The sequence below is a fragment of the Nocardioides sp. 1609 genome, assembly GCF_004522105.1.
In the GTDB taxonomy this organism is placed as follows: domain Bacteria; phylum Actinomycetota; class Actinomycetes; order Propionibacteriales; family Nocardioidaceae; genus Nocardioides.
On the sequence record NZ_SPUJ01000008.1, the window covers coordinates 1 to 25,025 of the forward strand.

Annotated in this window: 21 protein-coding genes; 5 read left to right on the plus strand and 16 right to left on the minus strand. The window is 74.2% G+C overall.

Annotated features, from left to right (window positions below; genetic code table 11):
- Positions 1-356: 356 nt before the first annotated feature.
- Genes E4623_RS19755 through argC form a run of 10 tightly spaced genes read right to left on the minus strand, consistent with a single transcriptional unit; the run spans position 357 to position 10,069 of the window.
- Positions 357-953 carry a DNA-3-methyladenine glycosylase gene (locus E4623_RS19755; RefSeq protein WP_134768299.1) on the minus strand — a complete coding sequence of 199 codons (597 nt, stop codon included), beginning with the start codon at positions 951-953 and terminating at the stop codon, positions 357-359.
- Positions 937-2,361 carry an argininosuccinate lyase gene (gene argH / locus E4623_RS19760; RefSeq protein ID WP_134768300.1) on the minus strand — a complete coding sequence of 475 codons (1,425 nt, stop codon included), beginning with the start codon at positions 2,359-2,361 and terminating at the stop codon, positions 937-939. The genes E4623_RS19755 and argH overlap by 17 nt, the downstream gene beginning before the upstream one ends.
- The gene (gene argG / locus E4623_RS19765) at positions 2,361-3,803 is read right to left on the minus strand and encodes an argininosuccinate synthase (RefSeq protein WP_134768301.1); all 1,443 of its coding nucleotides are present in this window, start codon (positions 3,801-3,803) and stop codon (positions 2,361-2,363) included. The genes argH and argG overlap by 1 nt, the downstream gene beginning before the upstream one ends.
- A complete protein-coding gene (locus E4623_RS19770) occupies positions 3,800-4,357 on the minus strand; it encodes an arginine repressor (RefSeq protein WP_134768302.1) in 558 nt (185 codons plus the stop codon). The genes argG and E4623_RS19770 overlap by 4 nt, the downstream gene beginning before the upstream one ends.
- Positions 4,354-5,277, minus strand: a complete 924-nt coding sequence (gene argF, locus E4623_RS19775) for an ornithine carbamoyltransferase (RefSeq protein ID WP_134768479.1) — start codon at positions 5,275-5,277, stop codon at positions 4,354-4,356. Before argF ends, E4623_RS19770 begins: the two co-directional genes overlap by 4 nt.
- A gap of 2 nt (positions 5,278-5,279) precedes the next feature.
- The gene (locus E4623_RS19780; protein WP_134768303.1) at positions 5,280-6,485 is read right to left on the minus strand and encodes an acetylornithine transaminase; all 1,206 of its coding nucleotides are present in this window, start codon (positions 6,483-6,485) and stop codon (positions 5,280-5,282) included.
- On the minus strand, positions 6,478-7,425 hold the full coding sequence (argB, locus tag E4623_RS19785; protein ID WP_134768304.1) for an acetylglutamate kinase: 948 nt from the start codon (positions 7,423-7,425) through the stop codon (positions 6,478-6,480). Before argB ends, E4623_RS19780 begins: the two co-directional genes overlap by 8 nt.
- Positions 7,422-8,573: a bifunctional glutamate N-acetyltransferase/amino-acid acetyltransferase ArgJ gene (gene argJ / locus E4623_RS19790; protein WP_134768305.1), complete on the minus strand. Its 1,152-nt coding sequence runs from the start codon at positions 8,571-8,573 to the stop codon at positions 7,422-7,424. The genes argB and argJ overlap by 4 nt, the downstream gene beginning before the upstream one ends.
- Before the next feature lie 21 nt (positions 8,574-8,594).
- Entirely contained in the window at positions 8,595-9,026 is a 432-nt protein-coding gene (locus E4623_RS19795) for an ACT domain-containing protein (RefSeq protein WP_167736766.1), read from the minus strand.
- Entirely contained in the window at positions 9,023-10,069 is a 1,047-nt protein-coding gene (gene argC, locus E4623_RS19800; protein WP_167736767.1) for an N-acetyl-gamma-glutamyl-phosphate reductase, read from the minus strand. The genes E4623_RS19795 and argC overlap by 4 nt, the downstream gene beginning before the upstream one ends.
- 97 nt (positions 10,070-10,166) lie before the next feature.
- Here argC and E4623_RS19805 point away from each other — a divergent pair, with 97 nt between their 5' ends.
- A complete protein-coding gene (locus tag E4623_RS19805) occupies positions 10,167-10,967 on the plus strand; it encodes a maleylpyruvate isomerase family mycothiol-dependent enzyme (protein ID WP_134768308.1) in 801 nt (266 codons plus the stop codon).
- 57 nt (positions 10,968-11,024) lie between these two features.
- Here E4623_RS19805 and E4623_RS19810 read toward each other — a convergent pair whose 3' ends face one another.
- Entirely contained in the window at positions 11,025-12,521 is a 1,497-nt protein-coding gene (locus E4623_RS19810; RefSeq protein ID WP_134768309.1) for an aldehyde dehydrogenase family protein, read from the minus strand.
- A gap of 204 nt (positions 12,522-12,725) precedes the next feature.
- Between E4623_RS19810 and E4623_RS19815 the strand changes: the two genes are divergently transcribed.
- Positions 12,726-13,748, plus strand: coding sequence for an ATP-binding cassette domain-containing protein (locus tag E4623_RS19815; protein ID WP_134768310.1), 1,023 nt, complete (start codon positions 12,726-12,728; stop codon positions 13,746-13,748).
- A gap of 1 nt (position 13,749) precedes the next feature.
- Entirely contained in the window at positions 13,750-14,580 is an 831-nt protein-coding gene (locus E4623_RS19820; RefSeq protein ID WP_134768311.1) for an ABC transporter permease, read from the plus strand.
- A gap of 37 nt (positions 14,581-14,617) precedes the next feature.
- Here E4623_RS19820 and E4623_RS19825 read toward each other — a convergent pair whose 3' ends face one another.
- From E4623_RS19825 to pheS, 3 genes are read right to left on the minus strand one after another with little or no spacing between them, the layout of a single operon-like run.
- The gene (locus E4623_RS19825; protein ID WP_209020795.1) at positions 14,618-17,737 is read right to left on the minus strand and encodes a BTAD domain-containing putative transcriptional regulator; all 3,120 of its coding nucleotides are present in this window, start codon (positions 17,735-17,737) and stop codon (positions 14,618-14,620) included.
- A 15-nt stretch (positions 17,738-17,752) separates the two neighbouring features.
- Positions 17,753-20,254, minus strand: a complete 2,502-nt coding sequence (gene pheT, locus E4623_RS19830; RefSeq protein WP_134768312.1) for a phenylalanine--tRNA ligase subunit beta — start codon at positions 20,252-20,254, stop codon at positions 17,753-17,755.
- Positions 20,254-21,366, minus strand: coding sequence for a phenylalanine--tRNA ligase subunit alpha (gene pheS / locus E4623_RS19835; RefSeq protein WP_134768313.1), 1,113 nt, complete (start codon positions 21,364-21,366; stop codon positions 20,254-20,256). The genes pheT and pheS overlap by 1 nt, the downstream gene beginning before the upstream one ends.
- Before the next feature lie 115 nt (positions 21,367-21,481).
- On the opposite strand from pheS, the gene E4623_RS19840 reads away from it, so the two are divergent.
- Positions 21,482-22,318 carry a DUF817 domain-containing protein gene (locus tag E4623_RS19840; RefSeq protein WP_245155189.1) on the plus strand — a complete coding sequence of 279 codons (837 nt, stop codon included), beginning with the start codon at positions 21,482-21,484 and terminating at the stop codon, positions 22,316-22,318.
- Here E4623_RS19840 and E4623_RS19845 read toward each other — a convergent pair.
- Positions 22,257-23,249, minus strand: a complete 993-nt coding sequence (locus E4623_RS19845) for a WYL domain-containing protein (protein WP_134768315.1) — start codon at positions 23,247-23,249, stop codon at positions 22,257-22,259. The genes E4623_RS19840 and E4623_RS19845 overlap by 62 nt on opposite strands.
- A gap of 62 nt (positions 23,250-23,311) precedes the next feature.
- On the opposite strand from E4623_RS19845, the gene E4623_RS19850 reads away from it, so the two are divergent.
- The gene (locus E4623_RS19850) at positions 23,312-23,923 is read left to right on the plus strand and encodes a TIGR03086 family metal-binding protein (protein WP_134768316.1); all 612 of its coding nucleotides are present in this window, start codon (positions 23,312-23,314) and stop codon (positions 23,921-23,923) included.
- A 47-nt stretch (positions 23,924-23,970) separates the two neighbouring features.
- Here the strand turns inward: E4623_RS19850 and E4623_RS19855 are convergent, their stop codons facing one another.
- Positions 23,971-25,020 carry an ATP-binding protein gene (locus E4623_RS19855; protein WP_134768317.1) on the minus strand — a complete coding sequence of 350 codons (1,050 nt, stop codon included), beginning with the start codon at positions 25,018-25,020 and terminating at the stop codon, positions 23,971-23,973.
- Positions 25,021-25,025: the final 5 nt, after the last annotated feature.

Below are 25,025 nucleotides of genomic sequence, written 5' to 3' on the forward strand. Positions count from 1 at the left end.
GACACTAGCTTTCGCCAGAATCATTGCCGAAAAAAACCATCCAAACCCTCAAGAAAAGAGGACAGGACATACAAACTAATCCGTCGACTATGACACACTGTTGAGTTCTCAAACATCAGACGCACACGCCCTCAAGATCCTTGCGAGACCCGATCTGGCGCAACCTGTGAAACCTTACCTGGCCATCTCCACCGCGTCAACTCGAGGTTTCGGCGGCCGGTCCGGCCGGGTGCCGGGCGTGCAGACTCCCATCGTTCTTGGGCCTCCTGGCCCCGACTGGGAGTCGCTCACCGCGACGAACAGAACGTTAGAGCACGTCCCCGGGTCATGCAAAATCGGGTCCTCCGAAGCGTGCTCTAGCCCGTCGTTCCGGGCTCTACGACCGCTCGCGGGTGCCGTCGGTACGCCGAGACGGTCGGGTCGCCCGGGACCCAGAACCGCCACGGCCGGTCGGGCGCGCGGCGCAGGCCGGTCCGCGGTCCGCGCTCGTGGGCGGCGGCCGGCTCCCCCATCTCGAGGGTGACCGGTCCCCGCCGGAGGTCGGTGCCGTCGTGCGCCAGGCCGATGCCCAGCGCCCGGCAGAGGAGGGCCGGCCCCCGGGCCAGGTCCCTCCCGGCCACGCCCGGTCGGCGGTCGGCGACCGCGTCGTGACCGGCGACCACCTCGCCGGCGCGGAGCAGCACCGCGGCGGCGGTGCCCTCCTCCCCCACCACCACGTTGGCGCACACGTGCATCCCGTAGCTGAGGTAGCAGTAGAGCGACCCCGCGGGCCCGAACATGATCCGGGTGCGCGGGGTCGGTCCCCGGAACGCGTGCGAGCCGGGGTCGGCGGTGCCGGCGTAGGCCTCGACCTCGGTCAGGCGCACGGCGACGTCGCCGAGACGGAGCACGGCGCCGAGGAGTCTCGGCGCCACCTCCTCGGCGGGGCCGAGGAGGTCAGGCCAGTCGCTCACGGTGGGTGGCCGAGAGTGCCCGCAGCTCGGCCAGCTGCTCGCGGACCCGGACCGGAGCGGTGCCGCCACGCCCGTCGCGCGAGGCGACCGAGCCCTCGGCGGTGAGCACGAGCCGCACCTGCGGCGTCAGCACGGGCGAGATCGCGGCGAACTCCTCGTCGGTGAGGCCGTCGAGGTCGGTGCCCTTGGCCTCCGCCGCGCGGACGCACGCCCCGGCCAGCTCGTGGGCGATCCGGAACGGCGTCCCCTCGCGCACCAGCCACTCGGCGATGTCGGTGGCCAGTGAGAACCCCTGCGGGGCGAGCTCGGCCATCCGCTCGGTGTTGTAGACGAGCGTGGCCACCTGACCGGTGAACGCCGGGAGCAGCACCTCGAGCGTGTCGAGGGAGTCGAAGACCGGCTCCTTGTCCTCCTGGAGGTCGCGGTTGTAGGCCAGCGGCAGCGCCTTGAGCGTGGTGAGCAGGCCCGTCAGGTTGCCCACCAGCCGTCCGGCCTTGCCGCGTGCCAGCTCGGAGATGTCGGGGTTCTTCTTCTGCGGCATGATGCTCGACCCCGTCGACCACGAGTCGTGCAGCGTCACGAAGTCGAACTCGCGGGTCGCCCAGACGATGATCTCCTCGGCGAGGCGGGAGACGTCGATGCCCGTCTGGGCGCACACGAAGGCGAACTCCGCCACGAAGTCGCGCGAGGCCGTGCCGTCGATCGAGTTGGCGCTCGACCCCGTGAAGCCCAGCTCGGTGGCCACCAGCACCGGATCGAGCCCCAGGCTCTGGCCTGCGAGCGCCCCGGAGCCGTACGGCGAGTCCGACACCACCCGGGCGTGCCAGTCACCGAGCCGGTCGACGTCGCGCAGCAGCGTCCACGCGTGCGCCAGGAGGTGGTGGGACAGCAGCACCGGTTGCGCGTGCTGGAGGTGGGTGCGGCCCGGCATGATCGCGCCGAGGTGGGTCTCGGCCTGCTCCGCGAGTGCGTCGACGAGGTCGAGGACCAGGGCGGCCACCACCCGGCCGTGGTCGAGCAGGTAGCACCGGAACAGGGTGGCGATCTGGTCGTTGCGCGAGCGGCCCGCGCGGAGCTTGCCGCCGACGTCGGCGCCGACCTCCTCGATCAGGAGCCGCTCCAGCGCACCGTGCACGTCCTCGTCGGACTCCGCCGGCCGCAACCGGCCCGCGGTGAACGCCCCGGCGAGCACGTCGAGGCCCCGGTGCAGCTCGTTCTCCTCCGGCTCGGTGAGCAGTCCCGCGGCACCGAGCGCCTTGGCGTGGGCGTGCGAGCCGGCGATGTCGTAGAGCGCGAGGCGCCAGTCGAAGTGGGTCGAGCGGGAGAGCCGCTCGAGCTCGGGCGACGGCCCGCCCTCGAACCGGCCGCCCCACAGCTTGCCCTCGTTGGTCGTGCTGACCTCGCCCATCAGTCGGTACCGAACTCCATCGCCGCGGCGTCCAGCGCCTCGTCGCTGGTGTCGCGGCCGGCGTTCGGGTTGGCGGTGATCCGGTCGTAGCCGCCGCTCTCGATCTCGCCGAACAGAGTGCCGTTCTCGACGAGCACGTGACCCTGGTCGTGCGGCTGGTCGGCGTACAGCTCGAGCTTGGCGCGGGAGTCGGCGATGTCGAGGTTGCGCATCGTGAGCTGCCCGATCCGGTCGGTCGGGCCGAAGGCGGCGTTCTCGGTGCGCTCCATCGAGAGCTTGTCGGGGTGGTAGGAGAACGCCGGCCCGTCGGTGCGCAGGACCGTGTAGTCCTCGCCGCGCCGCAGCCGGATCGTCACCTCGCCGGTCACGACCGAGGCGATCCAGCGCTGGATCGACTCCCGCAGCATCAGCGCCTGCGGGTCGAGCCAACGACCCTCGTAGAGCAGCCGGCCGAGCCGGCGTCCCTCCGCGTGGTAGCTGGCGATCGTGTCCTCGTTGTGGATGGCGTTGAGGAGCCGCTCGTAGGCGATCCACAGCAGCGCCATGCCCGGCGCCTCGTAGATGCCGCGCGACTTGGCCTCGATGATCCGGTTCTCGATCTGGTCGCACATGCCGAGCCCGTGCCGACCGCCGATCGCGTTGGCGTGGTGGACCAGCTCGACGGCCCCGTCGGGCCCGTCGAAGACCTTCCCGTCGATCTCGACCGGACGGCCGCGCTCGAAGCGGATCGTGACGTCCTCGGTGTCGATGGCGACCGACGGGTCCCAGAACTTCACGCCCATGATCGGCTCGACGGTCTCGAGCGAGACGTCGAGGTGCTCGAGGGTCTTCGCCTCGTGCGTGGCGCCCCAGATGTTGGCGTCGGTGGAGTAGGCCTTCTCGGTGCTGTCGCGGTAGGGCAGCCCGTTCTCGACCAGCCACTGGCTCATCTCGGCGCGGCCGCCGAGCTCGCTGACGAAGTCGGCGTCGAGCCAGGGCTTGTAGATGCGGAGGTTCGGGTTGGCGAGCAGCCCGTAGCGGTAGAACCGCTCGATGTCGTTGCCCTTGAACGTCGACCCGTCGCCCCAGATGTCGACCCCGTCGTCGTGCATCGCACGGACCAGGATCGTGCCGGTGACCGCGCGCCCGAGCGGCGTGGTGTTGAAGTAGGTGCGGCCGCCGGAGCGGATGTGGAAGGCGCCGCACGCGAGGGCGGCCAGTCCCTCCTCGACGAGCTGGGGCTTGATGTCGACGTGGCGGGCCAGCTCGGCGCCGTACTCGAGCGCGCGACCGGGGACGCCGGCGATGTCGGGCTCGTCGTACTGGCCGATGTCGGCGGTGTAGGTGCACGGGATCGCACCCTTGGCCCGCATCCAGGCGACGGCGACGGAGGTGTCGAGGCCGCCCGAGAAGGCGATGCCGACCCGCTCGCCGACGGGGAGGGACGTCAGGACCTTGCTCACTGGTGCTCCTTGGGTTCGTGGTGCGTGTCGGTGGGTGCCGCGAGCGACAGGAAGCGGCGGGCGAGCGACTCGCCCCCCGCCGGGTCGCGGCCGATGACCAGGACCGTGTCGTCGCCGGCGATGGTGCCGAGGACGTCGGGCAACTCGGCCCGGTCGAAGGCCGAGGCCAGGAACTGGGCGGCGCCGGGCGGGGTGCGCAGGACGACGAGGTTGGCGCTGTGGTCGGCGCTGACCAGCAGCTCGCCGCAGAGCCGGGCCAGCCGGGCCACGGCGGCCACGGTCTCCCCCGGCGACTGCAGGCGGCGGTCGCCGCCCTCGCCGGGGACGGCGTAGACCAGCGACCCGGAGGCCGAGCGGACCTTGAGCGCGTCGAGCTCGACGAGGTCGCGCGACAGGGTCGCCTGCGTGACCCGGAGCCCCTCGTCGCCCAGCAGCCCGGCCAGCTCGGCCTGCGAGTGCACCTCGTGGTGGGTGACCAGGTCGACGATCCGCTGGTGGCGGGCGTTCTTGGTGACCGGGACCCGGGCGCTCCCGGTCTGGGCCTGGGCGGTCACCGCGACTCCTCGAGCAGGAACGCGAGCACGGCCTTCTGCGCGTGGCGTCGGTTCTCGGCCTCGTCCCACACGACGCTCTGCGGCCCGTCGAGCACCTCGGCGGCGATCTCCTTGCCGCGGTAGGCCGGCAGGCAGTGCAGGGCGATGGCGTCGGGACGGGCGAGCGCCATCAGCGCCGGCGTCAACGAGTAGGGCGCGAGCACCTCGGCGCGGGCGGCCTCCTCGGCCTCCTTGCCCATCGAGATCCAGGTGTCGGTGACGACGACGTCGGCGCCGGCGACCGCCTTCTCGGGCTCCGCCACGACGGTCGCGGACCCGCCGGTGGTCGCGGCGATCTCGCTCGCCCGCTCGACCATCGCGGCCCGCGGGGCGTAGCCGGCCGGAGCCGACACGCGCACGTGCATGCCGGCGGTGGCTCCGGCCAGCAGCCAGGAGCTGCCCATGTTGCAGGCCGCGTCGCCGACGAAGGCGACGGTTCGTCCGGCGAGACCACCCAGGTGCTCGCGCACGGTCAGCAGGTCGGCGATGAGCTGGCAGGGGTGGAAGTCGTCGGTGAGCGCGTTCACGACGGGGACGCCGGCGTGCGCGGCCATCGTGTCGAGGTCGCCCTGGTGGAAGGTGCGCCACACCACGACCGCCACCTGGCGCCCGAGGACGCGGGCGACGTCCTCGACGGACTCGCGGACGCCGATGCCGGCCAGCCTGCCCTCGACGAGCATCGGGTTGCCGCCGAGCTCGGCGATGCCGGCGCCGAAGGAGACCTGCGTGCGCAGGGTCGGCTTGTCGAAGATCATCGCGACCGAGCGCGGCCCCGCGAGCGGCCGGCGGGAGTACGGCAGCGCCTTCATCTCGGCGGCGAGGTCGAGCAGCCGCGCCTGCTCGGCGGGCGTGAGGTCGTCGTCGCGCAGGAAGTGTCGGATCGTCACGGGCTCTCCCCCATCGCGTCATCGAGGATCGCCGGCCACGCCGCCAGGAACGCCGTGGCGTCGTCGTCGGTGAGGACGAGCGGCGGCGCGAGCCTGATCCGCCGCGGTGTCGGGTTGTTGACGATGAAGCCGTGCGCGAGGGCGGCCGCGGCCACCTCGGCGGAGGCGTCGGCGGCCAGGTCGAGCCCGATCAGCAGCCCCTCGCCGCGGACCTCGGTGACCCGGGGGTCGGTGCGCAACCCGTCACGCAGCCTCCGACCGAGCGCCGTGGCGTGCTCGAGCAGTCCCTCGGCCTCGATCGTGCCCAGGACGGCGAGCGCGGCCGCGCAGGCCACCGGGTTGCCCCCGAAGGTGGAGCCGTGGTTGCCGGGCTGGATGAGGTCGGCGCTCGCCCCGAGCGCGAGGCACGCGCCGATCGGGAACCCGCCGGCCAGGCCCTTGGCCAGGGTGACGACGTCGGGCACCACGCCGCTGCGCTGGTGCTCGAACCAGAGGCCCGTGCGGCCGGCGCCGGTCTGGATCTCGTCGAACCACAGCAGCGCGCCGTGCTCGGTGGTGGTCTCGCGGGCACGGGCCAGGTAGCCGTCCGGCGGGACGACGACACCGGCCTCGCCCTGGATCGGCTCGAGCAGGACGGCGGCGGTCTCGTCGGTGACCGCCGCGGCCAGCGCCTCCGCGTCGCCGTACGGGACGAAGGTGACGTGCCCCGGGAGCGGCTCGAACGGCGTCCGGTAGGCCTCCTTGGAGGTCAGCGCGAGCGCACCCATCGTGCGGCCGTGGAACCCGCCCTCGGCGGCGACAACGTGGGTGCGACCCGTGCGGCGGGTGAGCTTGAACGCCGCCTCGACCGCCTCGGTGCCGGAGTTGGTGAAGAAGACCTTGCCCCCGGCCGGCCGGTCGTCACCGCCCAGCAGGGCCAGGAGCCGCTCGGCGAGCTCGACCTGCGGGGCGCTGGCGAAGAAGTTGGAGATGTGGCCGAGGGTCGACAGCTGGGCCGTGACGGCCTCGACGAGCGCGGGGTGGCCGTGGCCCAGGGCGTTCACGGCGATGCCGCCGAGCAGGTCGACGTACTCCGTGCCGTCGGTGTCCCACACGTGGGCACCCGCGCCGCGGGCGAGGGTGAGCCTCGGCGGGCCGAAGGCGTTCATCATCGACGCCGCGTGGCGCGCCCCCCAGGCCTGTCCGGGCGTGGCGTCACTCACCGGCGTCCCTCGCCTTCCGGGTCTTGGTCTCGACGCCGGGCAGCACCTGCGTGCCGACGCCCTCCTGGGTGAACAGCTCGAGCAGCACGGCGTGTGCCTCGCGGCCGTCGACCACGGTGGCACGCGGGACGCCGCCCTGGACGGCCTGGAGGCAGGCCTTCATCTTCGGGACCATCCCGCTGGCCAGGCTCGGGAGGATCTCGGCGAGCGCCTCGGGGCTGATCTCGCCGATCACGTCCTCGGAGCTCGGCCAGTCGAGGAACAGTCCCTCCACGTCGGTGAGGACGAGGAGCTTCTCGGCGCCGAGCGCGAGGGCGAGGGACGCGGCCGCCGAGTCGGCGTTGACGTTGTGGACCAGGCCGTCGGCGTCGGGCGCGACGCTCGAGACGACCGGGATCCGTCCGGCGCCGATGATGTCGAGGACCGCCTCGGGGCGCACGTGGGTGACCTCCCCGACCAGGCCGAGGTCGACCTCCTCGCCGTCGACGACCGTGTTGGTCGGGGTGGCGGTGAAGAGCTGGGCGTCCTCGCCCGAGAGCCCCACCGCGAGCGGGCCGTGCTCGTTGATCAGGCCGACGAGCTCGCGCTGCACCTTGCCGACGAGGACCATCCGGACGACGTCCATCGCCTCCGGCGTCGTGACCCGCAGGCCGCCGCGGAACTCCGACTCGATGCCGAGCTGGTCGAGCATCGCCGAGATCTGCGGCCCCCCGCCGTGGACGACGACCGGCTTGAAGCCGGCCAGCCGCAGGAACACGACGTCCTCGGCGAAGGCACGCTTGAGCGTGTCGTCGGTCATGGCGTTGCCGCCGTACTTCACCACCACGATCTTGCCGTGGTAGCGCTTCAGCCAGGGCAGCGCGCCCGCGAGGGTGCGGGCCTTGGCGGGGTCCGGCCGCGAGGGGTCGTGCCGTGACGGGTCGTTCGCAGTGGTGTTCATGAGGAGTAGGCGCTGTTCTCGTGGACGTAGGCGTGGGTGAGGTCGTTGGTCCAGACGGTGGCGCGTTCGCCGCCGGCCTTGAGGTCGATGGTCACGCTGACCTCGCGCGGGGCGAGGTCGACGAGGGCGGGGTCCTCGGCCGGGGTCGAGCTCCGGCAGACCCAGACGCCGTTCATGGCGACGTCGAGGTCGGCGGGGTCGAACGCCGCGGACGTCGTCCCGAGGGAGGCCAGGACGCGGCCCCAGTTGGGGTCCTTGCCGAAGACCGCGGCCTTGAAGAGGTTGCTGCGGGCGACGCTGCGGCCGACCTCGACGGCGTCGTCGGTGGAGGCGGCGTTGACCGTCGTGATCGCGATCTCGTGGTCGGCGCCCTCGGCGTCGCGGAGCAGCTGCATCGCGAGGTCGGTGCACAGCTGGGTGAGCGCCTCGGTGAAGTCGGGCAGCGACGGCGTGATGCCGCTGGCGCCGGAGGCGAGGACCGTGACGGTGTCGTTGGTCGACATGCAGCCGTCGGAGTCGAGCCGGTCGAAGCTGACCCGGGTCGCCGCGCGCAACGCGACGTCCAGGTCGGTGGCCGGGACGACGGCGTCGGTGGTGACGACGACCAGCATGGTCGCGAGCTGAGGCGCGAGCATGCCGGCGCCCTTGGCCATGCCGCCGATGCTCCAGCCCGCCCCCTCGACGACGGCCTGCTTGCTGACCGAGTCGGTGGTCATGATCGCGTGGGCGGCGTCGTCGCCGCCGTCGGGAGAGAGCGCGGCCTGCGCGGCATCGACGCCGGCGAGGAGGTCCTCGCGCGAGTTGGCCAGGCCGATGAGGCCGGTCGAGCAGACGACGACGTCGACCGCGCCGATGCCGACGGTCTCCCCGACGCGCTCGGCGACCGCGTGGGTGGTCTGGAAGCCCTCGTGGCCGGTGTAGCAGTTGGCACCGCCGGAGTTGAGGACGACGGCGCGCACGACGCCGTCCTTGACGACCTCCTGGCTCCACAGCACGGGGTTCGCCTTGCAGCGGTTGGCGGTGAAGACGCTGGCGGAGTCGAACGTCGGGCCGTGGTTGACGACGAGGGCGAGGTCCTTGGCGCCGGTGGACTTCAGCCCGGCGGCGACGCCGGCGGCCGAGAAACCGGCGGGGGTGGTGATGCTCATGGCGGTTCCTGGTCTGTGTGGTCAGGCGGGCGTGGCGAGGACGACGGTGTGTCCTCGTCGTCGCCACGCCTCGCCCGCGCGCTCGGCGGCGTCGGCCGAGACCAGCATCCAGACGTGGTCGTAGGCGGTGAGCACCTGCACCGCGATCGACTCCTCCGCGAGCGGCTCGAGCAGACCCACCAGCACGCCGGCGGTGTCGGCGGCACCGGCCGCGCCGGCGGCCTGGAACCCGATCAGCCCCCGCACTCCAGGCACCTTCTTCGGCACGCTGCGCCCGGCGCAGACGACCGTGGTCGCCGCCGCGGTCGCGGTGATCGAGAAGATCGAGGACGACTCGGCCCACTCGGGGATGTCGGCGCCCGAGGCGAGCTTGAGGACGGCGATCTTCTCGGGGAACTGCTCGATGGTGAGCAGGCCGTCGGTCGGGACGTCGGTCGGGTTGTCGGTGTTCACGGTGCGATTCCCACTGTCGTCAGGCCCAGGGTCTCCTCGAGACCCAGGGCGAGGTTGAGGCACTGCACGGCTGCGCCGCCGGTGCCCTTGGCGAGGTTGTCGACGGCTCCGACGGCGACCAGTCGGCCGGCCGCCTCGTCGACGGTGACCTGCAGGTGCACGGCGTTCGAGCCGAGCACCGACTGGGTCTGCGGCCACGAGCCGGGCGGCAGGACGTGCACGAACGGCTCGTCGGCGTAGGCCTTCACGTACGCGGCGTGCGCGTCGTCGGCGGTGATGCTGCCCGCGGCCCCGCGGAGCGGGGCCGAGCAGGTGGCGAGGATCCCGCGCGACATCGGCACGAGCAGCGGGGTGAAGCTGACCCGGACGACGCCGGCCCCGGCGAGGGGCTGGAGGTTCTGGGTGATCTCGGGCGTGTGGCGGTGCACCCCGCCGACGCCGTACGCGCTGGCGTTGCCCAGCACCTCGCTGCCGAGCAGGTGGGTCTTCGCGGCCTTGCCGGCGCCGCTGGTGCCGGAGGCGGCGACGACCACGAGGTCGGGCTCGACCAGACCTGCGCCGAGCGCGGGCGCGAGGGTCAGCGACGACACGGTCGGGTAGCAGCCGGGGACGGCGATGCGCGTGGCGCCCCGCAGCGCGTCGCGCCGGCCGGGGAGCTCGGGGAGCCCGTAGGCCCAGGTGCCAGCGTGCGGGCCGCCGTAGAACCTCTCCCACGCGGCGGGGTCCTCGAGCCGGAAGTCGGCGCCGCAGTCGATCACCACGACGTCGTCGCCGAGCGCCTCGGCGATCACCGCCGACTGGCCGTGCGGCAGCGCGAGGAAGACGACGTCGTGGCCCGCGAGGACCTCGACCGTCGTCGGCTCCAGGACCCGGTCGGCCAGCGGCACCAGGTGTGGCTGGAGCGGGCCGAGGTTCTCACCGGCGTTGGAGCCGGCCGTCAGGGCGCCGATCTCGACCGCGGGGTGGCCGAGCAGGATCCGCAGGACCTCGCCCCCGGCGTACCCGCTGGCGCCCGCGACGGCTACGCGCGACTTCGTCGTCATGCGCATGACAATACAGTCTGATGAATGTTCATGCACATCGGGGTGGTCCACGCGACGGGTCCCGGCGCCTGTCGGCGCCCGCGCCTACCGTGAGGACATGACGCGTCTCGCCTTCCCCGACTACCTCGACCGTATCCGCTCGGAGTCCGCCCGGCTCGCCGCCGTCCTCGCCGACTGTGATCCCGAGGCCCGGGTCCCGGCCTGCCCCGACTGGAGCGCCGACGACCTGCTGTGGCACCACTCCGAGGTGCAGTGGTTCTGGAGCGAGGTCGTCCGGCGACGGCCGGGCGGGCCGCCCGACGACGAGCTCCGGCGCGGCCGCGCCGACACGCACGCCGGGCTGGTGGAGCAGCACGCCCAGAGCTCGGCGTCGCTGGTCGACGCGCTCGCCCGGGCCGAGCCGACCGAGGCCGCCTGGACCTGGGCGCCGGAGCAGACCGTGGGCTTCACCTACCGCCGCCAGGCGCACGAGTCGTTGATCCACCGGCTCGACGCCGAGCAGACCGCCGGCGTCGAGTCACCGCTCGACCCGGCCCTCGCGGCCGACGGCGTCGCGGAGCTGCTGGAGGTGATGTACGGCGGCGAGGCGCCCGAGTGGGGTCGGATCGAGCCCGGCGCCCGGCACGTGCGCGTCGACCTCACCGACACCGGCCACGCCCTCTGGACCCAGCCGTGCACCTTCCTCGGGACCCACCCCGAGTCCGGGAAGGTCTACGACGGGCCGCACGTGCTGCTCGTCGCCGACCCCGGCACCGAGCCGGACGCCGTCGTCGCCGGCACCGCCGCCCACGTCGACGCGTGGCTGTGGAAGCGGCGCGAGCGCGACGGCATCACCGTCGAGGGAGACCCAGCGGCGTTCGACGCCCTGCTCGCCGCCGTCAGCCCGCCGCTGGACTGAGCCGGCCCGGGGTCTCGTCGGCGCTCGCTGGCGCTCCCTCGCCCGACCTCCGGAGCGTCAGGAGCTCGCTGGTGCCGAGGGGTCGGCGGCCGGGCGGAACCAGTGCTGCGGCGCCGGTGCGGTGTTGGTCCAGATGTGCTTGGTCTCGCGGTACTCCTCGAGGCCGGCGGCGCCGAGCTCGCGGCCGATGCCGGACTGCTTGTAGCCGCCCCACTCGGCCTGGGCGACGTAGGGGTGGTAGTCGTTGATCCACACCGTCCCCATCCGCAGCCGGGCCGCCACCCGCCGCGCCAGCGCCTCGTCGGTGGTCCACACGGCCCCGGCCAGGCCGAAGATCGAGTCGTTGGCCAGGGCGACCGCCTCGTCCTCGTCGGCGAAGGTCTCCACGGTCAGCACCGGCCCGAAGGACTCCTCCGACGTCACCGCCATCGACGAGGAGCACCCGTCCAGGACGGTCGGCAGGTAGTAGAAGCCGTCGGCCAGCGCCGGGTCGTCGGGACGCCGTCCGCCACAGCGCAGCACGGCGCCCTCGGCGAGCCCGGCGGCGACGTAGGCCTCGACCTTGTCGCGGTGCGCCGCGCTCGTGAGCGGGCCGGTCTCGGCGTGCTCGTCGAAGGGCCCGCCGAGCCTGATCCGCTCCGCGCGGGCGACGAGCTCGTCGACGAAGCGGTCGTGCAGGTCCTCGTGGACCAGCAGCCGGGCGCCGGCCGAGCAGACCTGCCCGGAGTGCAGGAACACCGCGGTGAGGGCGAGGTCGAGGGCGGCCTCGACGTCGGCGTCCGCGAAGACGATGTTGGGGTTCTTGCCCCCGAGCTCCAGCGCGACCTTCTTGACCGTGCCGGACGCCGTGGCCATCAGCTGCTTGCCCGTGCTCAGGCCGCCGGTGAACGACACCAGGTCGACGCGGGGATCCTCGGCCAGCGGGGCTCCGGCGGAGGGGCCGGCACCGAGGACGAGGTTCGCGACGCCCGGCGGCACCCCGGCCTCCTCCAGGATCCGCACCAGGTGGATCGCCGTGTGGGGGGTGATCTCGCTCGGCTTGAGCACGAACGTGCAGCCCGCGACCAGGGCCGGCGCCACCTTCCAGGAGGTCTGGAGCAGCGGGTAGTTCCACGGCGTGATCAGGCCGCAGACGCCGACCGGCTCGTGCACCACGACCGAGTGGGCGTCGTCCCGCCCGGTGTCGATAGTGCGCGGCTCGTCGGTCACGGAGGTGGCGTAGTGCCGGAAGACCGAGACCACGTCGTCGACGTCGTACTCGCTCTCGACCAGGCGCTTGCCGGTGTCGAGCGACTCGGCGCGGGCGATCGCCGCCCTGTCCCGCTCGAGCAGGTCGGCGACGCGGGTCAGGACCGCTGCGCGCTCCGCGACGCTCAGCCCCGGCCACGGTCCGAGGTCGAAGGCCACCCGGGCGGCGCCGATCGCGTCGAGCGTGTCGAGCGCCGACGCCTCGTCGACCGTGCCGACCAGGGACCCGTCGGCCGGGCAGCGGATCTCCCGCGTCCCTCCCTCGGTCGCAGCCCGCCACCGGCCGCCGATGAACAGGTCCGGCATGCAGCTCCTCCGTCGGTCCCTCGTTGCTCGGGCGCACCACCAGGTGCGACGAGCGACCACCCTGGCGGGGGCCCGTCGCCGGTGTCAACGTGACGTCCCCGCGCGCCGCCGGCCGGAGACGGTCGCGGCCTGTGCCGCACCCCCGCCGGGGCGTGAAACCGGCGTGAAGGCGACCTGAAACCGGCCCGGCACAGTCTGGCCGGCATGAACCGACTCACGCTCCCCGCTCCGCACGGGGCCGTCCCCGGCGGCGACACGCACGACCTGGCCGTCCACGCCACCGGCCTGGTCAAGACCTTCGGTGGCGTCAATGCCGTCGACGGCATCGACCTGCAGGTGCGCCGCGGCGAGGTGTTCGGCGTCCTGGGGCCCAACGGCGCCGGCAAGACCACCATGATCCGGATGCTGGCCACCCTCCTGCCGATCGACGGCGGGGAGGCCAGCATCTTCGGCGTCGACGTCCGCCGCCGCGGCCACGAGGTGCGTCAGCTCGTCGGCGTCACCGGCCAGTACGCCTCCGTCGACGAGAACCTCACCGCCCGCGAGAACCTGTGGCTCTTCGCCCGGCTGCAGGGCATCCCCTCGCGGCGCGCGAGGGCGACCGCCGAGGAGCTGCTCGCGAGCTTCGAGCTGGAGACCGCGGCCGACCGGCCGATCTCCCAGTTCTCCGGGGGCATGCGCCGCCGTCTCGATCTCGCGGCCAGCCTCATCACCCGTCCCCCGCTGATCTTCCTCGACGAGCCGACCACCGGGCTCGACCCGCGCACCCGCGGCCAGATGTGGGACACCATCCGCTCGCTGGTGGCCGACGGCTGCACCGTGCTGCTGACGACGCAGTACCTCGACGAGGCCGACCAGCTCGCCGACCGGATCGCGGTCATCGACCACGGCCGGACCGTGGCGGAGGGCACGCCCGACCAGCTCAAGTCCGGCGTCGGGACCTCGACGCTCCAGCTGAGGCTCGCCGACACGACGCGCTCCGCCGACGCCGCGGACGTCGTCCGCCGGCTCCTGGGCGAGGAGCCGGCCCTGACACCGGAGTCCGGCGGCCTCAACGTCGCGCTCACCGACGCCGACCGCGCCGCCGACGTCCTCATCGCGCTGCGGCAGGCGCAGATCTCGATCGCGTCGGTCAGCGTCGCGAAACCCACTCTCGACGAGGTGTTCCTCGCCCTCACCGGCCGGCCCACCGACGACGAGACCACCACGACCCCGGAGGCCTCCTGACATGACGACGCTCCTTCCCTCCGCCGACCCCGGGTCGGCGACCGCCGAGCGGGTGCTCGCGCCCCACGTCTCGCTGCGCGACACCGTGAGCCAGACGCTCTCGATGGCGTGGCGCGCGACGAAGAAGATGCGCCGCAACCCGGAGCAGTTCTTCGACGTGACCTTCCAGCCGATCCTCTTCACCGCGATGTTCGCCTACATCTTCGGCGGGGCGATCTCGGGCGGCGTCGCGGCGTACCTGCCGCTGATCATCCCGGGCATCCTGGCCCAGACGGCGCTGACCGCCTGCATGGCCACCGGCATCCAGCTGCGCGAGGACATGGACAAGGGTGTCTTCGACCGCTTCCAGTCGCTGCCTATCGCCCGGATCGCGCCGCTCGCCGGGCCGATGGTGGCCGACCTGCTGCGCTACGCGATCGCCGCGACGCTCACCGTCGCCGTGGGCCTGCTGATGGGCTACCGCCCCGGCGGCGGCCCGCTCGGCGTCCTGGCCGGCATGCTGCTCACCGTCGTCGCGGGCTGGTCGCTGGCCTGGATCTTCACCTGGCTCGGCACGGTCGCGCGGACCGCGCAGAGCGTGCAGGGCATCTCGATGATGATCATGTTCCCGCTGACGTTCCTCTCGAACGCCTTCGTGCCGGTCGACACCCTCCCGGGCTGGCTCGCCGCCTTCGTGCGGGTCAACCCGGTCAGCCACGTCGTCTCCGCCGTGCGCGACCTGATGAACGACGGCGCGGTGACCGGCGAGGTCGCGTGGGCGCTGCTCGGCTGCGCAGTCGTCGTCGCGGTCTTCGCGCCGCTCGCGGTGCGCTCCTACAGCCGGACGGTGTGACCCGGCCGGGGCGGCCGGCGCGCGCGGCCGGCCGGCCCTACCCCAGCCGCGCGAGGGCGGCGCGGGCCGCGGCGACGACGTCGGCGCCGCGGCGGCCGTCGTAGGACGCGACCACGCGGTCGAGCTCGCCGGGGGCGGCGGCCTCGGCCGCGGCGGCGAGGGGCTCCCAGGCCATCGAGGGCGAGTAGCGGCTGTAGGAGCAGCGCTCGGCGAGGGCCAGCAGTCCGACGCCCCGGTCGACGTCGCCCTCGCGCAGCAGCGCCCACGCGCCCAGGCCGAGCAGCACGCAGCCGACCACGGGCAGGTCGAGGCGGACCCGGTCGGGGTCGAGCACCCGCTCGGCCTTGCCGAGCAGCGCCAGGTGGAGCAGGTCACCACCCCGGCCGCCGCCGTGGCGGGCGTGGGCGGTGAGCGCGGCGCTCTCGGCGAACAGGGTCCAGGGCTCGAAGCCCTCCTCGATCCGGAACCCCGGGAACCGGAGCACCCGCACGTGGGCGACGGCCTCGTCGTACAGCGCCAGACCGTCGGCCACCTCGCCGCGGGCGAGCGCGAGCTCGGCGCGGGTGGCGGGGACGACGACGGTGCCGCCCCACAGTCCGGTGCTGCGGCGCGCGGCCATCTCGTCGAGCAGCCGCTCGGCGTCGTCGAGGCGGTCCGCGAGGATGGCGCCGTAGGCCAGGATCGCCCGGAGCTGGATGGCGTCGTCGTCGGCCTCGAGCGCGTCGAGGACGGCGAGCGCGGCGTGGGCGTGCGGGGTGGCGAGGTCCATGCGTCCCAGCTGCGAGTAGATCCCGGCGAGCTGGGTCTGCTGCAGGGCCCGGGTCCACGGGCCGTCGTCCTCGCGCCAGAGGTCGAGCGCGCGCAGCGCCGCGGCGGCCGCGCCCTCCGGGTCGCCCCGGTTCTCGAGGCCGTGGCTCGACCACTGCAGCGCGAGCATCGCCAGGTGGCGGTCGGGGTCGTCGGCGAAGGCCATCAGGTCGGGATCGGTGATCTCGTCGGAGGCCGACAGCAGCCTCGACAGCGCCCGGGTGCCGGGGTCGCGCGACGCCGGCGCCAGGCGCTCGAACAGGGCCCGGACCCGCGGGGGCTGGGTCATCTCGGCGACCGCGGTGTTCATGACCAGGACGCCGGCCGCGCCCGCCGTGGCGTCGGCCAGCTCTGCGGGCGGGTCCCACCCGTCCACCACCTGCTCGAACGCGTCGAGGACGGCGATCACCCGGGCGTGCTCGCCCCGGATCGTCCACGAGCTGCCGAGCGCCCCCAGCAGGACGACGGCGGTCTCCGGGTCGCCCTGCGCGAGCGCCTCGCGGAGCACGTCGGCGAGGTTGTTCTCCTCCACGACCAGGCGACGCACGACGGCCACCTGGTCCCGTCCGTACAGGCCGGTCGCGGCGCGGGCGGAGACGTCGACCGCCCAGGCCCGCAGCGCCGAGCGGGCGTCGTCGTGCTCGTCGACGTCGTCGAGGCGCTGGCGCCCGAACTCGCGCACCGTCTCGAGCATCCGGTAGCGCATCGCGTCGTCGTCGTCGCGCACCGTCACCAGCGACTGCCCGGCCAGCGACTCCAGCGCGGCGAGCGCCTCGGGACCGACCAGCGCCTCGGCCCCGTCGAGGGAGAAGCCGTCGTGGAAGACCGACAGCCGGCGCAGCGCGCGCTGGTCACCGTCGTCGAGCAGGTTCCAGGACCAGTCGATGACCGCGAGCAGGGTCTGGTGGCGGTCGGGTGCGCCGCGGTCGTGGCCGCGCAGCAGCGCGAACCGGTCGTCGAGGCGGCGGTCGATGTCCGCGACCGACATCGCCCGGACCTTCGCCGCGGCCAGCTCGATCGCGAGCGGGAGCCCGTCGAGCCGGGCCACCACCCGGCGCACGGCGTCCTCGTCGAGGCGGACGCCGGGGCGGGCGGCCTCGGCGCGCTGCCGGAACAGCAGCACGGCGGCGTCCTCGTCGAGCTGGCGGAGCGCGAAGACCCGCTCGGCGGCGATCGCCAGCGGCGCCCGCGTCGTCGTGACCACCCGCAGGCGGCTGGTGGAGGCGACGAGGGCCGCGACCAGGTCGGCCACGGCGGCGACGACGTGCTCGCAGTTGTCGAGGATCAGCAGGGTCGGCGCCTGGTCGAGCTGCTGGGCGATCCGGCCGCGCACGTCGGCGCGCTGCTCGGCGGTGAGCACCCGCCGTCCGCTCACCGAGTCGCGGACGCCGAGCGCGGAGCCGACCTCGCCGACGACGTCGTCCGGGGAGGCGACGCCGGCGAGCTCGACGAAGTGGACGACGGGCTGCTCGGCCTCGCGGCCGAGCAGGTGGGCCAGCCGGGTCTTGCCGAGGCCACCCGGCCCGAGGATGGAGGTGACCCGCGACTCGCGCACCAGGGCGCGCAGCGCCCGCACGTCGTCGTCGCGCCCGACGAGCGTGGTGGCGTCGAACCGGACGCCGGTGCGGACCGGGTTGTCGGCGGCGAGCAGGTCGGCGTGCACGGCCTGGAGCGCGGGGCCGGGGTCGACGCCGAGGCGGTCGCGCACCGAGGTGCGGTGGGCCTCGTAGCGCGCCAGCGCGGTCGGCGCCCCGTGCACGGCGGCCTCGCTGCGCAGCAGCGCGGCCAGCGTCGCCTCGTCGGGCTCGGGCACGCCGAGCAGCAGGGCGAGGGCCTCGGCGTGCTCGCCGAGCGCCGAGCACGCGCGGCCCAGGACACCGACCGCCTCGGCCTGCAGGGTGCGTGCGGTCGTCCGGGCGTCCTCGACGGCGTCCGGCGCGGCGCCGGTGTCCGCGACCGGGACGGCGAGCGCGGGCCGCGCGTGGTCACGGGCCCCGACGAGGTCACCGGCCTGCTCGGCACGACGGGCGAGGTCGACCGACCCGGCGAGCGACGTCAGGTCGACGTCGTCGGGGGCCAGGCCGATCCGGTAGCCGCCGTCGGCCCGGACCACGGTCTCCGGCGCGGTCTGCGTCCGGGTCCGCGAGACGACGACCTGGAGCGCCTTCGCGGGGTTGGCGGGGACGTCGTCGGGGCCCCAGACGGCCTCGACCAGCACCCGCTCCCCCACCACCCGGCCGCGCGCGGCAGCCAGCACGGCGAGCAGCGCCTGGCTGCGCTCACCGGTGACGGCCCGGCCGGCGTACGAGACCTCGGCGAGCAGCCGCAGCCCGATCCCACGGCCGCTCACCGACGTCGGCCCGGCCTATCGCTGGACGGCACCGCAGCGCTCCACGGCCGCGGCGACCGCTGCGTCGCGGGCGGCGCTGGTCTCCGGCTCGGTGAGGGTGCGGTCGGGGGCGCGGAAGCGGAGCGCGAAGGCGAGCGAGCGCCGGCCGCTGCCGACCTGCTCGCCGGTGTAGACGTCGAAGAGTCGGATCGACTCGAGCAGCTCGCCGGCCCCGGACCGCAGCGCGTCCTCGACCGCGGCGACCGTGACGGCGTCGTCGACGACGAGGGCGACGTCCTCCTTGGCGAGCGGGTAGGACGAGAACGACGGCCCCGGGACGACGTCACGGGCCTCGGCCAGCACGACGTCGAGGTCGATCTCGACCGCCGCGCTGCGCCTCGGCAGGTCGAACGCCGCGCAGACCTTCGGGTGCAGCTCGCCGGCGTGGCCGACGGGCCGCCCACCGACGAGCACCTCCGCGCAGCGGCCCGGGTGCCACGGCGCCCGGACGGCGGCGCGGGTCTCGACCGCCAGGCCGAGCTCGGCGCCGAGCCGGCGGACCACGGCGAGGGCGTCGGACCAGGCGGAGTCGCGACCGCTGCCCCACCAGCCGGCGCGCTCGCGCTCACCGGCGAGGACGACGCCGAGGTGCAGCGGCTGCACCGGGATGGCGGCGTACAGCTGGGCGAGCTCCTCGTCGGTGGGGCGCCGGTCGACGCCGTGGATCGGGGCCGGGCCGCGGTCGGCGGGGAACGCGACGGTGCCGGTCTCGAAGAGGGCGACGCCGGGGGCGCCGCGACCCAGGTTGCGGGCCGCGGCCCTGAGCAGGCCCGGCAGCAGCGTGGTCGTGTAGCCCGGCTCCTCCGAGGAGATCGGGTTCGCGAGCCGCACGGTGTGGCGCCGGGGGTCGTCGGCCGGCAGCCCGAGCTGGTCGAGGACGGCGTCACCGACGAACGGGAAGCTGATCACCTCGACGAGCCCCGCCCCGGCCAGGGTGCGGCCGGCGCGACGGCGCAGCCGCTGCTCGCGGGTCAGCCCGCGGCCGGCACCCGGCCTCGGCAGCACCGACGGCACCTGGTCGTAGCCGACGACCCGGGCGACCTCCTCGACCAGGTCGTGGGGGTCGGTGAGGTCGGGACGCCACGGCGGCGGGGTGACGGTGAGCAGGGTCGCGACCTCGGCCCGCGCCTCGTCGACGATGCAGCCGACGGCGCGCAGGTGCGCGAGCGTCGTCTCGCGCGGGACCGACATCCCGGTGATCCGCTCGGGCAGGTCGGAGGCCATGTCGATCGTGGGCTGCGCGGGCGCGGAGCCGACGACGGTGACGCCGGGCGCGGCGGTGCCGCCGCCGTGGGTCGTGAGCAGCTCGACGACGCGGTCGGCGGCGGCCTCGGTGACGGTCGGGTCGACGCCACGCTCGTTGCGCTTGCCGGCCTCGGAGGAGATCTTGTGCCGCTTACCGGTGCGGAACATCGAGACGGCGTCCCAGTGGGCGGCCTCGATGAGCACGCGGGTGGTCGCGTCGGTGATCTCGGTGTCGGCGCCCCCCATGACGCCGCCGAGGCCGATGATCCCGGAGTCGTCGGTGACGACCAGGTCGCCGTGGGCGAGGGTGCGCACGGCCCCGTCGAGGGTGGTGAGCCGCTCCCCCGCGGTGGCGCGCCGGACACCGAGGGTGCCGGTGAGCCGGTCGGCGTCGTAGCCGTGGATGGGCCGGCCGATCTCGAGCATCACGTAGTTGGTGACGTCGACGGCCAGCGAGATGGGTCGCATCCCGGCCTGGACGAGGCGCTGGGCCATCCAGTCGGGCGTCGCCGCCGTCGGGTCGAAGCCCTCGACGAGCCGGGCGACGAAGAGCGGGCAGCCCTCGGCGTCCTGGACGTCGACCGGGTAGCCGTCGGCGTTCGCGGCCGGCAGCGCCCGTCCGCCGAGGTCGGCGGGGTCGGTGAAGGCGGCGCCGAAGCCGAGGGCGGCGTCGCGGGCGATGCCGCGCAGGCTCAGGGCGTAGGCGCGGTCGGGGTTGATCTCGAACTCGATGACGTCGTCGTGCAGCCCGAGCACGTCGAACGCGTCGGCGCCCGGCTCGCCGGCGTCGGCGGGCAGCACGATGATGCCGTCGTGCTCGGTGCTGATCCCGAGCTCGGCGGCCGAGCAGATCATCCCGGCCGAGACGTGGCCGTAGGTCTTGCGCGCCGAGATCGCGAAGCCGCCCGGCAGCACGCCGCCGGGCAGGACGACGACGACCAGGTCGCCGACGTCGAAGTTGTGCGCGCCGCAGACGATGCCCTGGGGCTCGCCGGTGCCGTTGGCGGCGCCGACGTCGACGGTGCACCAGTTGATGGTCTTGCCGTTCTTCTGCGGCTCGGGCTCGCGGGTGAGCACCCGGCCGACGACGAGCGGGCCGGTGATCTGGTCACCGGGCGCCTCGATCGCCTCGAGCTTGAGTCCCAGGGCGGTCAGCCGCGCCGCGAGCTGCTCGGTGGTGACGTCGGCCGGCAGGTCGACGTACTCGCGGATCCAGGAGACGGGGGCCTTCATCAGAGCTCCGATCCGAAAGCGGTGGTGAAGCGGACGTCGCCCTCGAAGAGGTCGCGGAGGTCCTCGATGCCGTGGCGGAACATCAGCGTGCGGTCGATGCCCATGCCGAAGGCGAAGCCGGTGTAGCGGTCGCTGTCGACGCCGCAGGCGCGCAGCACCCGCGGGTTGACGACGCCGCAGCCTCCCCACTCGATCCAGCCCTCACCGCGGCAGGTGCGGCAGACGTCGGTGCCGTCGGCGTTCAACGCGGTGCCGCGGCAGACGAAGCAGACCAGGTCGACCTCGGCGGACGGCTCGGTGAAGGGGAAGAACGACGGGCGGAAGCGGGTCACGATGCCCTCGCCGAACATCGCGGTCGCGAAGTGGTCGAGGGTGCCCTTGAGGTGGGCCATGGTGATGCCCTCGTCGATCGCGAGGCCCTCGACCTGGTGGAAGACCGGGCTGTGCGTGGCGTCGTACTCGTCGGTGCGGAAGACCCGGCCGGGGCAGACGACGTAGATCGGGGGCGTGCGGGTGAGCATGGTGCGCGCCTGGACCGGCGAGGTGTGGGTGCGCAGCACGACCCCGTTGTCGGCCGGATCGGTCCAGAACGTGTCCTGCATGGTGCGCGCCGGGTGGTCGGGCCCGAGGTTGAGCGCGTCGAAGTTCAGCCACTCGGCCTCGATGACCGGACCCTCGGCGACCTCCCAGCCCATCGCGACGAAGATGTCGGCGATCAGCTCGGAGCCGGTGGTGACCGGGTGCCGCGCGCCGGCGGGCACGCGGTCGGTGGGCAGCGTGACGTCGACGGTCTCCTCGGCCAGCATCCGCTCCTCGTGCTCGGCCTCGAGCACGACCTGGCGGGCGGCGAGCGCCTTGCCGACGGCGCCCCGGGCCTGACCCACGCGCTGGCCGGCCTCCTTGCGGGCCTGGGGCGGCAGCGCGCCGATCTCGCGGTTGGCCAGGGCCAGCGGGGACCGGTCACCGGTGTGGTCGATCCGCACCTGCTTGAGCGCGTCGAGGTCGGCGGCTGCGCCGATGGCGGCCAGGGCCGCGTCGCGGGCGGCGTCGACCTCGTCGGGCTTCAAGGTGCTGACCTCCACGGGGTCGTAGTCGGTGTTGGGTCCTGACATGGTGGTGAGTCTAGGAACGACGCCCCTCCCGTCGCGAACCGGTTCCGCCCCGGCCGCCTCGCCGGCGCCGGTCTCAACCCGCACCTCGCCCGCACCCCGGCCGTACGGTGGCGTCGTGCGCCTCCTGGTCCAGCTCGTGCGGTTCGCGTGGATCGAGGCCCAGTCGTGCCTGTTCGCGGCCGCGCTGTTCGCCGGCCTGGTCGTGGCGCACGTCGTCCCGCTGCCGCTGGCCCGGTACGACGCCCTGCTGGCCTGGTGCGTCGTGCTGACCCTCGGCTTCTGGGCGCTCGGCCTCGAGACCTGGCGCGAGGTGCTGGTGATCGTCGCCTTCCACCTGGTCGGCCTGGCGCTGGAGGTCTTCAAGGTGGGGGTCGGGTCGTGGTCCTACCCCGAGGGGGCCGTGACGAAGGTGTGGGACGTCCCGCTGTTCGCGGGCTTCATGTACGCCGCCGTGGGGTCCTACGTGTGCCAGGCGTGGCGTCGCTTCGACCTCCGGGTCAGCGGGTTCGACGCCGTGCCCGCGACGGTGGTCGCCGTCGCGGTCTACGCCAACTTCTTCACCCACCACTGGATCGTCGACCTCCGCGTCCCGCTCGCGGTGCTGGGGCTCGTCGTCCTGCGCCGCGCCTGGGTGGGCTTCTCGGTCGGCACCGAGCGCCACCGGATGCCGCTCGCGCTGTCGTTCGTGCTCATCGGGCTCTTCGTCTGGGCGGCCGAGAACCTCGCGACGTACCTCGGCGCCTGGGCCTACCCCGGCCAGGTCGACGGGTGGGAGGTCGTGCACGCCGCCAAGATCGGGTCGTGGGCCCTGCTGGTCACGATGAGCTTCGTGCTGGTGGCCGGGCTCAAGCGGTGGGAGGGCGAGCTGTACTCGGTGGTGCACCAGCCGGTCACCCGGGCCCGGCGCCCGGATCGCTCGCGTGCAGCCGCAGCGCCGCCTCCGCGCGGCTGACCAGCTCGGCGCGCAGGTCCGGCGGCGCGAGGAGCTCGACGTCGCCGGCGAAGGTGAGCAGCAGTCCGATCGCCTGGGACCGGGTGCGCATCACCAGCCGGAGCCGGGTGCGGGGGTCGCCGACGACCGCCGGCAGGTCGACGGCGCCGGCGCCCGTGGCGACCTGGAACGTCGCCAGCCGGCGGAACAGGGCGAGCGCCGCGGGGGCGACGGCGACGTCCATCTCGACCGACTCGCCGACCTCCATCGTCCGCCGCGACGCCTCCCACTCGGCGGCCAGGTCGAGGTCGGCCGGGCGGCGCGCCGGCTCGGCCAGGACGACGGCGTCCTGGATCCGCGAGACCCGGTAGGTGCGCCGTCGCCCGCGGTGCGCGGCCAGCAGGTACCAGCGCCCGGCGTTCTCGACCAGGCCGTACGGGTCGACGGTGCGGGTGCCCTCGCTGCCGTCGGCGGCGGCGTACCGGATCCGCAGGCGGCGCGCGCCCGTCGCGGCCTCCCGCAGCAGCGGCAGCACCGGCACCTGCTCGGCGGCGGCGAACCAGCGGCGCCGGTCGACCACCAGGACGGCGGCCAGGGCGTCGGCCTCGTCCAGGGTGCCGCTGGGCACGGTGGCCGCGAGCTTGGCGAGGGCGTTGCCGAGCTCGGGGCCGAGGCCGAGCTCGCTGGTCGCGCCCCGGGCACCGCCGAGGAAGAGCGCCTGCGCCTCGCGGGTCGTCAGGCCGCTGGCGTCGCTGCGGTAGCCGGGCAGCAACGAGCACCCCCCGCCCCGGCCGCGCTGGAGGTAGACCGGCACACCGGACGCCGAGAGCGCCTCCATGTCGCGCAGGATGGTGCGCTCCGAGACCTCGAGCAGCTCGGCGAGCCGCGCGGCGGGCTGCCGGCCGTGCCGCTGCAGCAGGTGCAGGAGGCGGAGCAGGCGGTCGGCGCGCACGTCCCGGATCCTGCCAGACAAACCTGACAGGAGGTGTCAGGTATTGCCTCGAGACTGGCTACATGACCACCGACACCAGCACCCAGACCAGCACCGATCCCCGCGCCCTCGTCCTCGCCGCCGCCGCCCAGGCCCGGGTCCGGATCGACCGGGTCCGCGCCGACGACCTCGACCGCCCCACGCCCTGCGACGGCTGGACCGTCCGCGACCTGCTCTCGCACCTGCTCGCCGTCGCGGACCGGATCCCGGCGATCCTGCGCGGGAGTGACCCGGACCTGCTGCCGCGCACGGTCGACGGCGTCGCCGACGACGGCTGGGCAGCCGCCTGGGCCGCCCGCGAGCCCGACCTCGCCGCCGCCCTCGCCGAGCCCGACGTCCTCGGTCGCACCGTCACCCACCCGGCCGGCGCGATGCCGGCGGCGGGAGCGATGCTGGCCTACACCAGCGAGCTCTGCGCCCACGCGTGGGACCTCGCGGCCGCGCTCGGCGACACCACCGGCTTCGACGACCGCCTCGCCGAGCCGTGCCTGGCGCCGCTGCGGGCGTTCCTGCCCCCGGAGGTCCGCGGCGCCGACGAGGTGCCGTTCGGGGCCGTCGTCCCGGTCGACGACGACCGACCCGCCACGGAGCGGCTGGTCGCCTGGTACGGCCGCGACCCGGAGTGGCGCCCCTGACCGACCGGGCCCGACCGGGGCCCGACCGGGGCCCGCCGGGCCTCTCCCTAGGCGAGCTCGGCCGGCACCCCGGGCCAGGTGCAGGTCAGCAGGGCGCCGCCGCCCGGGGCGTCGTCGACGGTGACCGTGCCGCGGTGGGCGCGGACCAGCCCGTTGACGATGTAGAGCCCGAGACCGGAGCCCCCGCCGGTGCTGGTCCAGAACTTCGTGAAGACCCGGCGGCGCAGCTCGCGCGGGATCCCCTCCCCCTCGTCGGCGACGGTGACCTGGACGCCCGGCGGGCCGTCGGCGGAGGCGGGGACGGCCTGACGGGTCACCGTGACCCGCACGACGCCGTCGCCGTGGCGCACGGCGTTCTCGACGAGGTTGGTGACGACCTGGACGAACTTGTCGGGGTCGACCATCACCGGCGGCAGGTCGGCCTCCTGCTCGAGGCGGACCTCGGTGGCGGTGCCGGCGGCCACGGACTCGACGATCCGGCTCACCAGGGCGCCGGCGTCGGCCGGTCGGGGGTAGAGCTGGAGCCGGCCGGTGTCGATCCGGGCGACGTCGAGCAGCTCGGCGATGAGGCGGCTGAGCCGGTCGGAGTCGGCGTTCACGGTGTGCAGCATCAGCAGCTTCTGGTCGTCGTTGAGCCTGTCCCAGCGGTTGATCAGCGCCTGGACGAAGCCCTTCACCCCGGTCAGCGGCGAGCGGAGCTCGTGCGCGACGGTGGCGACCAGGTCGGAGCGCTCGCGGTCGAGCCGGGCGCGCCCGCGGCCGGACCGCAGCGTGATCGCCATCGACGTCACCGGCCCGAGCCGCTCGGTGCGGTGCAGTCGCGCCGCGACGAGCACCTCGGTGCCGTCGGGCAGCAGCCAGGCCTGCTCGGGGATCCCGGTCCGGGTCCGCAGCCCCTCGAAGGGCCGGTTGTGGGTCGCCCAGTCGGCGGCCTGCCCCTGCAGCCGCAGCACCTCGGGCAGCGGCCGCCCGCGCACGTCGTCCGGCCCGGTGCCGAGCATCCGCGCGGCGACCGACGAGACCAGCGTGACGACGCCGTCGCCGTCGGTGACCACGACGCCGTCCGGCAACGTGTCGGCGAGGCTCTGGTCGGTCACGGGCC